Genomic DNA, 10,359 nt, shown 5'->3' with positions numbered 1-10,359 from the left:
ATCGCCAGGTTACGCAGGAACGGCGCGTACGACTGGGTCAGCTGAATCGTCATCGAGTAGTCGCCGTCGACCTGAATCTCGTCGATCCACGAGCCGAGGGTGAACGGCCCGTACGCCGAGACGTAGTCGTCGCCGGCGTAGTACTCGTAGTCGCTGTCGACGAAGCGGCGATAGGTCGCCACGAAGTCCTCCGCCGTGAACTCCTCGCCGTTGTGGAACGTCACGCCCTCGCGGAGCGTGATGGACGCCGACTGGCCCTCCAGCGAGTACTCGGTGGCGAGTCCCTGCGTCAGCGTGGACTGGCCCGGCTCGAAGTTGATGAGCGTGTCGTAGAGCTGCTCGGTCACCTTGGCGACCTCGCCGCTCGTGCTGTTCTGGAAGTCGATCGTCGGCGAGTGGCTGCCGCGACCGTAGCGAAGGACCTGCGCCGAACCGTCGTCTTCGGTCTGCTCGGTCTGGTCCGTCTCGCCCTCTCCGGTCGTCTCGCCGGATTCGGTGGTGGTGTCCTCGCCGCCGCCGCCGGAACAACCCGCGAGCGCGGCCGTCGCTGCAGCGGTCCCTGCGGCCGTCAGAAACCGACGCCGAGAGACGTTATTGCCATCTTGTGACATACGTGTACCTATCGATGAACCCCTATAAAAATAACGAAGGTCTATGCACGTGAACGAACGACACAACCGACCTGATCCGGTAAAAATACGAGACAATCAAAAAACGTCGGACACGTGACGAACGGCCGTTTCGGCCCCCGATCTCCGTCTACTCGTCGACGAGGTGACACGCAGCGGGGTGCGTCTGTTCACCCAGTGCGGGCGCGTCACGCTCACAGACGCTCTCGAATCGCTCGCGGAGAATCTCGGCCGCTTCTTCCCAGTCGTCGGCGACAACGCGTTCGAGCGCGCGGTCGACGACGCCCCGGAGTTCGGGCGACAGCGAGTGCGACAGGTGCGACTCGCGGAGTTCGTCCACGACGGCGTCGGCGTCGGTGGTGCCGCCGTCGGCGCTCACCGCGGCTTCGGCGCTCGGGTCGCCCGCGTCCAGCGCCGCGTCGCGGGCGGTCTCGACGTCCAGCGACTCGCGTTCGACGCGCTGGCGGAGGTCCATCACCTCGCGGTAGGCCGCCTGCTCGATGTCGAGGTCGTCCGGGGGGATGACCTGCGGACACCGCGTCCGGAAGTGACAGCCCGACGGCGGGTTGATGGGGCTCGGCACGTCGCCTTCGAGGATGATGCGGTCGTCGGTCTCGGCGGCCGGGTCGGGCTCCGGAATCGCCGACAGCAACGCCTGCGTGTAGGGGTGTCGCGGGTCGTCGAACAGCTCGTCGGTCCGCCGCGACCTCGACGATTTCGCCGAGGTACATCACGGCCACGCGGTCGGAGATGTGGCGAACCACCGAGAGGTCGTGGGCGATAAACAGGTACGTCAGCCCGAAGCGCTCCTGGAGGTCTTCGAGCAGGTTGAGAATCTGCGCCTGCACGGACACGTCGAGCGCCGACACCGGCTCGTCGGCGACGATGAAGTCCGGGTCGACCGCGAGCGCGCGGGCGATGCCGACGCGCTGGCGCTGGCCGCCCGAGAGTTCGTGCGGGTAGCGGTCGTACTGGCCGACTTCGAGGCCGACCGCGTCGAGCAGTTGGTGGACCCGGCGACGGCGGCGCTCGCTGGTGGAGTCACCCGGCGTGACGCGGACGGTGACGCCCGAGACGACGTCTCCCTCGCGCTCGACTTCGACCTCGGCGCGGAGGCGCTCTTCGACGGCCACGTCCACCTCGCCGTCGGCGACGGTCACGGTCACGGTGGCGGTGGCGACGCCGTTCGAGGAGCCGACGATGGCGTCGATTTCGTCGCTCGCGGTGACCGAGACGCGCCCGGCGTCGATGCCGGTCACGGTGACGTCGGCCTCGCCGCGCACGTCCGGGTCGGACACGGGGAGGTCGTGGACGTCGAGCGGCTCGCGGATGGTCTGGCCGACGGTCATCCGGGGGTCGAGCGACGACATCGGGTCCTGGAAGATCATCTGCATGTCGCGGCGCATCGCGCGGAGTTCGTCGCTGTCGAGGCCCGAGAGGTCCGTCCCCGAGAAGACGACGCGCCCGCCGGTCGGCGGCGTCAGATGCAGGAGGCTCCGCCCGGCGGTGGACTTCCCACAGCCCGACTCGCCGACCAGACCGAGCGTCTCGCCCTCGTAGACGGTGAAGTCGATGCCGTCGACCGCCTTCACGCTCCGGTCGTCCGCCCCGAGGAACCGGTCGAGGATGCCGTCGGCCTGCTCGTAGTACTTCTGCATGCCGTCGACTTCCAGCAGCGGCGTGTCGGAGGGCTCGGTGCCCGTCGAGGACTCGATGGCGTCGCCGCCGTACTCGTCGGTGTCGAAGTCGTCGAGGACGCACTTCGAGCGGTGGTCCACCGCGTCGTCGCCGTGTTGCTTGTACGGTATCTCGCCCGAGGTACACTCCGGCTGGGCCCACGGACACCGAGGCGCGAAGTGGCACCCCGCGGGCATGTCGATGAGGTCCGGCACGTTGCCCTCGATGGGCGTCAGGCGCTCTTTTTCCTCGCTCGGGAGCGATTCGAGGAGCGTGTACGTGTAGGGGTGCGAGGGGTTGTGGAAGATCTCCTCGACCGGCCCCTCCTCGACGATTTCGCCGGCGTACATGACCGCGACCCGGTCGCACGTCTCGGCGACGACGCCGAGGTCGTGGGTAATCATGAGCACCGACATGCCGAGGTCCTCTTGGAGGCCGTCGATGAGGTCGAGAATCTGCGCCTGAATGGTCACGTCGAGCGCCGTCGTGGGTTCGTCGGCGACGAGCACGCGCGGCTGGCAGGCGAGCGCGATGGCGATGAGGACGCGCTGGCGCATCCCGCCGGAGAACTCGTGGGGGAACTCGTCGACCCGCGCGCCGGGTTCGGGGATGCCGACCGATTCGAGCACCTCGATGGTCCGCTCGACGATTTCGTCGTCGATGTCGCGGCTGATTCGGGGGAGCAGTTCGCGGACCGCGTTGAACCACGAGTCCTTTCGGCGGCCGCCGTACTGGTGGAGTCGGAGGCTCTCTGCGACCTGCTCGCCCACCGTCAGCGAGGGGTTCAGCGAGGTCATCGGGTCCTGGAAAATCATCCCGAGTTCGCGCCCGCGGACGGCCCGAAGCGCCTCCTCGGGCGCGTCGACGAGGTTGACCACGTCGCCGTCGACGAAGGCGGGGTTGTTGTACTCCTCGCGGAACTCGTCTGCGAGCCGGGCGCTTTCGAGTTCGACCGACCCCGAGACGATTTCTCCGGGGTCGTCGACGAGCCCCATCGCCGACAGCGCCGTCACACTCTTTCCGGACCCGGACTCGCCGACCAGTCCGACCGTCTCGCCCTCGCCGACCGTGAGGTCGAGGCCATCGACGGCCTTGACCTGACCCCGGCCGGTCGAGAACTGCGTGCGGAGGTCCGAAAGAGAGAGTAGATTCCTCATTGACTGGGAATGACCTGCATGGCGTGAAATACCTTTTCAATTTTTGCCAGTTGATGCGGGGGAGTTGACAGTTCGTTTTCGTTTCCCGCGACCGCCCGCGCGGCGTGCGAACGGGGGTGACGGCGGCGGGAGCGGGAGAAGCCAAAGTTTAGGTACCGGACTCCGACACCATGCCGCATGGAAGAACATCCGCTCTCGGACGAGTCGGGCACGTGGGAGACGGTGGTCGAAGAGTGCGAGGCGCTCGCCGACGACTATCGGGAGCGAGACTGGACCGTCGTCGTCGCCCTGCCGGGGGACGTGGTTCCGGTCCCCGGCACGGGCGACGAGGTGGTCGAACACGTCGGACTCGACGTGGTCGTCGGCGACGACGTCTACCCCGACCTCGAAGCCGCCGTCGAGGGCGCGACGTTCGACGAGTACGAGGCGTTCCGCGCGGTCTCCGGCGGCCTCGTCTACCTCGCGCTCGTCGTCCGCGCCACCGACGACGAAGTCGCCGTCTGTCTCCCCCTGTACTACCGCCTCGCGGAGTCCGAACGCATGTTCTCGCTCCTCGACGGAGGCGAGACGATGCGCACGAAGGTCCACCCGCTCGACCCCGACAAGGGCGTCGAGTTCGTCCACGACGACCCCGACCCGCTGCTCCCGCCGGACTGGGACGTCGACCTCTCGGACGAGTTCGCGTAATCGTCGCCTCACCGAATCGAGTTCCACACGCGGCTAGCCGCCCCCGCATATACACCGATTATAGTGGAGGTCCGGTTTCTTTTGAATAGCGACGCGAGGCGTCACCGATGGAATTCGCAGAGGTGGACTCGGCTGTTTTGTTCGGCCTGGTTACGATGGTGACGTGGGGGATTTGGATAGTCGTTGGCAACGCCGCCTCCGAGTCCATGGACCCGCGGACCGCCGCCGCCATCTCGTATCTCGTCGCGGCGGTTCTGGCGTTCGGCTTCATCGTCGTTTCGGACGCGTCGCTCGCAGTCACCGCGAGAGGGGGACTGCTCGCCGGGGTGGCCGGACTGTTCACCGGAATCGGCCTCATCTCGATGTACATCGGGTTCACCCACGGCTCGACGACGGTCGTCTCGACCCTCGGAGCCATGTACTTCGTCGTCGCGGCCGTCATCGGAATCGTCGTTCTCGGAGAGAACCTCACACTGACGAAACTCACGGGTATCGCGTTCGCCGTGCTCGGTATCGTCTTGGTCACCCGCTGAGTGGCGCACTCGGCCCGTGGCCCTGCGGTCCTGGTCTACTCCTCGCGCTCGTCGTCCGCCGCCTCGTCGCCCTGCTCCTCGTCGACCGAAATCTCCGTCTCGCGGTCCCGCTCCGACTCCCGCCGTAACTCCTCGGCCCGGAGTTCGGCGCGCGTGTAGGCGTCGTACACCGCGTAGAGCCACACGGCGGGCGCGAGGAGGAAGCCGACGAAGACCATCACCGAGACGGAGGCGATGATAAAGCCGACCGCGAAGACGAGGCCGCGTTCGAGTTCGCGGTTGTACAGCTGTCCGAGACCGGGGAAAATCGCCGACAGCACCGCCGCGACGAAGGGGTTGCCGCCTTCGAGCAGGTCGTCGAGCGCCGAGTCGACCGACGACTTCGGCGGGTCGCGCTGGCGGACCCCGCATTCGGGGCAGATTTCGGCGCGCGCGTCGATGACCGCGCCGCAGTCGCGGCAGAAGGCCTCGTCCGGGCCGCGGTCGCGAGTCGAGTCGTCCGTGGAGGGCGATTCCATACCGGCTATCTGTCGGCCGCGAACGTCAGTCCTGCGGCTGTCAAGCGTCGGGACGACTCGCGGCCGCGCCCGAGGGGACGCCTCCTCGGGTACCCCGCTCACAGGCAGAACAGAAACGGCTTCATCAGCGCGACGCGGTCGCCGTCTTCGAGTCGCGTGTCGAAGCCGTCGAGGTTCTCGTTGAACACGCCGTTGACGAGCACGCGGGCGTAGGGCCGCGTCTGCTCCCCTTCGGGGTTCTTCCGCCACGTCCCCGGCGGGCGGTCGACTCGCGCCCACCCCCGCGTCGTCGCGTCCGCCTCGCGCTCCGCGATGACGAGGTCGCGCACGTCGTACGCCGCGAAGAACGCCTCAAGGAACGCCCGGAGCGTCTCGCCCTCGAAGGTGAACTCCGTCCGGTGGGTGCCCGCGGCCGACCTGACGTGGCCGGTCAGTTTGACCTCGACCGTCGTCTCCGCCGGCTCGGCTGTCGTCGCTGTCTCTCCTGTCGCTGTCGTCTCCGCCCGCTCGGCTGTCGTCGCTGTCTCTCATGTCGCTCCCCACTACGCGCGCGGGGCAGAATGAGTCGTCAGGCCTCCGAACACGTTCGACCGCGAGCGCGAATGCGCGACAACCGGGGAGAACTGTTCAACCGGGAGAATACTGTTGTCTGCCGCGGACACCTAATTCGACCGGCGAACACGATTCTAAGGTGCAATGCGAATTCGTCCGCGAACTCGCCTGTACGGTGCAATGCGAATCGTCCACAGCTCAGCTGTTCCTCGGCGCGTCGACCATCGCCGAAGTGTTCGTCGCGTCCGCGCTCGACCGGAATTTCGCCGAACGCCGCCCTCCTCGTCGGGTTTGCTCATCACCGTCGGCATCTACGAACTTCGACAAGCTCGTCGGACCTCGCATCGCCGACGACAGCTAGAACTACGCCGAGCGGACCGCGTTCGTCGCCGCCCACCCGCGGATGTACGCCGAGCTTCTCGCGTTCGTCTCCGCACATCGTCGGATGCGCTCTGGCTTCGCCGCCCGCGCAATCGGCGGCGTCTACGGACTCGGCCTGACGCTGTTCCCGGGCGTCGTCGCGGTGTTCTACAGCGCCCCGCTCGTGCCGCTCCCCTCGGTCGACCGGCTCAAGGACGTCTTCCTCGTCAACACCGCCTCGGTGTCGCTCGCGTGGGCGGTCCTCGTCGGCTTCGCCCCGCTCGTCGTCGCCGCGACGACCCCCGAGTACGCCGCCGGCGCGACCGTCGCGGCGGTCTGGTTCTTCCTCCGCTCGGCCATCTCGGTCGAGGTGCACAACGTCCGCGACGTGACGGGCGACGCGCGAAACGGCGTCGAGACCCTGCCGACGGTCGTCGGCGTCCGCCGCACCCAACTGAGCCTCTACGCGCTGGAACTGGTCTCGCTCGGGCTCGTGTGGGCCGCGGCGCGGGCCGAGATGGTCCCCGCGTGGGCCCCTGTCGCGCTCCTGCCCGCCGTCGCCTACTCGACGTGGATAACCTACGCGCTCACCGGGTCGGACCGCTCGGTCGAACGGCTCTGTACGCTCCGCGACGCCGAGGGCGCGTTGATGGCCGCCGGCATCGCGGTCGTCGCCGCGGTCGCCGGAACCGGCGGGACGCTCGGGTGACCCGCCGGCCGGAGTCGAGGCTCCAGAGACCCGCGGGGAGCCGGCACTGCGTCGAGACAGCCACCGAAATTCTCGAATACTCTTTTGTCACATGATGTAAATTACCACTGTAGTGACTCCGAACCTTGAGTGGGGAACCGTCGAACAGTTGGTGTTCGGAGGAATCGTGGGTTCCCAACTCCTCGCGCAGCCGACCGCCCTCGTGGTCGTCGTCGTCGGATTGATGGTCACCACCGGGGTCGTAAGCGGCTACGTCGCCCTGTTCGCGTGGCGGCGGCGGTCGATGCCCGGTGCCAGCGGGCTGGCCGTACTCGCGTTCGCCAGCGGCTGGTGGTCGTCGGGCTATCTCCTCGAACTCGTCGTCGCGGACGTCGCACTCAAGCTCACGCTCGCCAAACTCCAGTGGGTCGGCGTCCTCGCGGCCCCCATCGCCTGGTTCTTCTTCGCGTTCTCCTACGCCGGCCGGGACCGCTTTACCTCGTCGCCGGCGATTAGCGCCCTCTCGCTGCTCCCGGCGGTCGGCCTCGTCGCCGTCTGGACCAACTCCGCACACCACCTGATGTGGACCTCGGTCACCGTCGTTCCCGCCGTGGGGCGGACCATCACCGTCCTCCAGACGGAGTGGGGCCCGCTGTACTGGATCGTACTGGGATACAGCTACCTGCTGTGGCTCGCCGGCGCGGTCGTCATCTTCCGGACGGCGCTCGACATGCCGAACATCTACCGAGTCCAGGCGACCACGCTCATCCTCGGGACGCTGATGCCCGTGCTCGGGAACTTCGCCACGACCCTCCTGGAACTCTACGGCGCGGCGATCGACATGACCCCCGCGGCGTTCACGTTCGCGGGACTCGCCTGCACCGTCGCTATCAGCCGCTACGAACTCCTCGAATCCCGGCCGGTCCCCCGGTGGGTCGCCCGCGATCGCGTCGTCGAGACGATGGCCGACGCGGTGGTCGTCACCGACACCAAGTGGCGCGTCACCGACGTCAACCGGGCGGCCGAGCGGATTCTGAACGACACCGCGGCCGAACTCAAAGGCCGCCCCGTCGGCGACGTCGTCGAGGAGTTCTCGCCCGACCAGCGGGACACGGACCAGGTCACGGTCAGGCTCGGGTCGAGCCAGCGATACTTCGAGCTCCGGACGAGCGCCTTCAGCGACCACCACGGCCGCGACATCGGCCACGCGCTCGTCTTCCGCGACGTGACCGACCGCCGGCTGAACCTCCAGCAACTCGAAGTGATGAACCGCGTCCTCCGCCACAACCTCCGAACCGAGGCGAACCTCCTCGAAGGCTACGCCAACCTCGTCTTGGACGACATCGACGGCGGCGAGTTCGACGACGCGCGGGACCACGCGAAGACGCTCCAAGACCGCGCGAAGACGCTCGTCAACATCAGTCAGAAAGCGCGAAAGCTCGGCGCGACCCGCGGCAGCGACGGGAACGGCGATCCACGACTGCACCCCGCGGCCGTCCAGATACGCGCCGCCACGGACGCCGTCCGCGCCGATTTCACCTGTGCGAACGTTCGGCTCCTCGAACTCCCCGACAACGACGTGGTCTGTGCGCCCACGCTCGAACCCATCGTCCGCGAACTCGTCGAAAACGGCGTCCAGCACAACGGGTCGTCGACGCCGGTCGTCTCCGTGGCGGCGAGTTGGGAAGGCGACGCACTCGTGATTCGAATCGAGGATAACGGGCCCGGAATCAACGCGAACGAACTCGCCGCAATCAACGCTCACGGCGAGACGCAGCTCAGACACGCGAGCGGCCTCGGCCTCTGGCTGGTGAAGTGGGGCGTCGACCAGCTCGGCGGCACTGTCGCGTACCACCGCCGCGAGGAGGGCGGGACCGAGGTGGTGCTTCGCATTCAGGCGGTTCGAAGCGAATGAGAAGAGCTCAGTGACGGTGAGATACTATGTGGGGTAGGCTACAGTTTCTGCGAGGAACAGTACTACGTATCCGCAATTAATTTATAGATATCCGCTCGGTATGTTGCTTCGATATCTTCGTAGTACGCGTGAAGATATGCATCGATCCCACTACTGTTCGTAAAGCTACCAGTCCGGTCACCTCGGAGATATTTCACGAGTTGCCGGTTCAGGTTTTGTTCGACACGCCAATACGTGGTGAACCGATGCCGACCGAAATGACTTGTAATCGGTCGATGCGCGTCTGTTTCTGCATACTTCGGATGGAAGTTCGTCTTCCAGACCTTGTTCACACCTTTTACAGTCATCTGGGTGTGGCTCTTTTTCGACAGAAACAACCATGGCTCACCGTTCTTGGGCCGCGCGTATAGGTAGCGGTCCAGAAGCGAACAGAGTTCTGTATCTAACGGGAGAAGTCGCGGTCTAACCGACTTATTCCCGTCCCGCTCATCCCGCGACGGGATGTACACGAGATTTGTCCTCGTTCCTAATGCTTCATGGGACCCCAGCGTTGGATATGCTTCAATTGGAAGCGACGCTGTTAGACGGAAGTCTTCGAGACGGAGGTTCGAAACTTCACCAGCGCGCAGGCCAAGCTTCAACTGAAGCATGATAAGCGTCCTCTCCCGGAGATTGGTTACCGAGATAATCATATCCCGAAGCTCTGAAATCGTGACTTTTCGATGCTCTTTGGTCTTCTTGACACGCAACGGAACCCGTTTCTTGGCTAGCTCGAATGGGTTGTAGCCGTCTTTATGTGGGAACACGGGGTCTTCCTGCCAGTACTGATACGCTCGATTGAGCTTGCGCAGTTTTTCTTTAATCGTTCGTGCCGTGTTTCCGCGGCCACCCTCCTTTTTTGGTGTACGCTGTATCTCAATGTAGGCCTCGACGTGTTCGAGCGCAGGACAGGCCGGATGTCGTCCTATCTCACACATATGTGAGCTCCACTCGTCGAAGACATACGCAAAGTATCCTTGAGTTGCTGATGAGAGATCTCGTGCGTTTAGCACTTCCTCAGAGAACACCTCGAATGGGTCGACGGTCGTTTTGTTAAACGTTGGTTCAAGTGCGGCAAGTGGATCGATAGACTGACCAAACTCCTCTGCTAACGTCTCACGAGGAGTCGGCGGCTGTTCAGTCATGCGGAATCGCCTTCCTTGTGCCGTGGACGAACAGTCTCCCATTTCTTTATTTTCACATCCCAGATGTCACCAGCAGCACCACCGGCGACGACAGCAAGCATTACTGGAGAATACCGATGTGGGTGGTTGGTATGCCACAACAACCAATCGTAGAAGCGCTTGACACGAACCCAGTAATTGTACGCGGTTGCAGCTGACTTATTATCCAGAAGGCGTCGACACCAACGCTCAACGTGTGTTGGCGTCGCAAGGGCATGATGACACTGCAATTCGTCCATATGTTCGAGCCAATGTGATCCAGCCCGATCGACTGCCTCGTTGTACCGTAGACCAGAGCCACGCCCGTACTCGTATTCCTCACAAAATTCGGACCACGTGTCTCGGCCTTGGTACGTCGGCTGATGCCGTGACAGCCGGTGAATCCCAGGAACGTCGCCAATACGAGTGTATATCCCAACA

At 65.0% G+C, this 10,359-nt stretch carries 9 protein-coding genes and 1 pseudogene; 5 read left to right on the top strand and 5 right to left on the bottom strand.

Features of this window, described 5'->3' with window-relative positions; translation table 11 throughout:
- Together ATB1_RS13175 and ATB1_RS23905 are read right to left on the bottom strand one after the other, a co-directional pair.
- On the bottom strand, positions 1-611 hold a 611-nt coding region (locus ATB1_RS13175; RefSeq protein ID WP_042664271.1), incomplete at its 3' end, for an ABC transporter substrate-binding protein.
- 148 nt (positions 612-759) lie between these two features.
- A pseudogene (locus ATB1_RS23905) lies at positions 760-3,463 on the bottom strand (dipeptide ABC transporter ATP-binding protein).
- Between the two features lie 177 nt (positions 3,464-3,640).
- On the opposite strand from ATB1_RS23905, the gene ATB1_RS13165 reads away from it, so the two are divergent.
- A complete protein-coding gene (locus ATB1_RS13165; RefSeq protein WP_042664269.1) occupies positions 3,641-4,150 on the top strand; it encodes a hypothetical protein in 510 nt (169 codons plus the stop codon).
- A 107-nt stretch (positions 4,151-4,257) separates the two neighbouring features.
- Positions 4,258-4,683 (top strand): EamA family transporter, encoded by a 426-nt coding sequence (locus ATB1_RS13160; RefSeq protein WP_042664268.1) that lies wholly within the window; start codon positions 4,258-4,260, stop codon positions 4,681-4,683.
- Between the two features lie 35 nt (positions 4,684-4,718).
- Here the strand turns inward: ATB1_RS13160 and ATB1_RS13155 are convergent, their stop codons facing one another.
- Together ATB1_RS13155 and ATB1_RS13150 are read right to left on the bottom strand one after the other, a co-directional pair.
- Positions 4,719-5,201, bottom strand: a complete 483-nt coding sequence (locus ATB1_RS13155; RefSeq protein ID WP_042664266.1) for a maltose:maltodextrin transporter permease — start codon at positions 5,199-5,201, stop codon at positions 4,719-4,721.
- A 98-nt stretch (positions 5,202-5,299) separates the two neighbouring features.
- On the bottom strand, positions 5,300-5,635 hold the full coding sequence (locus ATB1_RS13150; RefSeq protein ID WP_042664264.1) for a MoaD/ThiS family protein: 336 nt from the start codon (positions 5,633-5,635) through the stop codon (positions 5,300-5,302).
- A gap of 257 nt (positions 5,636-5,892) precedes the next feature.
- Between ATB1_RS13150 and ATB1_RS23365 the strand changes: the two genes are divergently transcribed.
- The 3 genes from ATB1_RS23365 to ATB1_RS13135 all read left to right on the top strand — a co-directional run bounded on the left by ATB1_RS23365 (position 5,893) and on the right by ATB1_RS13135 (position 8,716).
- Entirely contained in the window at positions 5,893-6,114 is a 222-nt protein-coding gene (locus ATB1_RS23365; RefSeq protein WP_241768224.1) for a hypothetical protein, read from the top strand.
- A gap of 42 nt (positions 6,115-6,156) precedes the next feature.
- Positions 6,157-6,822 carry a UbiA family prenyltransferase gene (locus tag ATB1_RS13140; protein WP_241768223.1) on the top strand — a complete coding sequence of 222 codons (666 nt, stop codon included), beginning with the start codon at positions 6,157-6,159 and terminating at the stop codon, positions 6,820-6,822.
- 112 nt (positions 6,823-6,934) lie between these two features.
- Positions 6,935-8,716 (top strand): histidine kinase N-terminal 7TM domain-containing protein, encoded by a 1,782-nt coding sequence (locus ATB1_RS13135; RefSeq protein ID WP_042664259.1) that lies wholly within the window; start codon positions 6,935-6,937, stop codon positions 8,714-8,716.
- 62 nt (positions 8,717-8,778) lie between these two features.
- Here the strand turns inward: ATB1_RS13135 and ATB1_RS13130 are convergent, their stop codons facing one another.
- Positions 8,779-9,900 carry a site-specific integrase gene (locus ATB1_RS13130; protein ID WP_042664256.1) on the bottom strand — a complete coding sequence of 374 codons (1,122 nt, stop codon included), beginning with the start codon at positions 9,898-9,900 and terminating at the stop codon, positions 8,779-8,781.
- Between the last annotated feature and the right edge of the window lie 459 nt (positions 9,901-10,359).

The organism is Haloferax sp. ATB1, from assembly GCF_000730175.1.
This window is presented reverse-complemented; position numbering and strand designations above follow the sequence as displayed.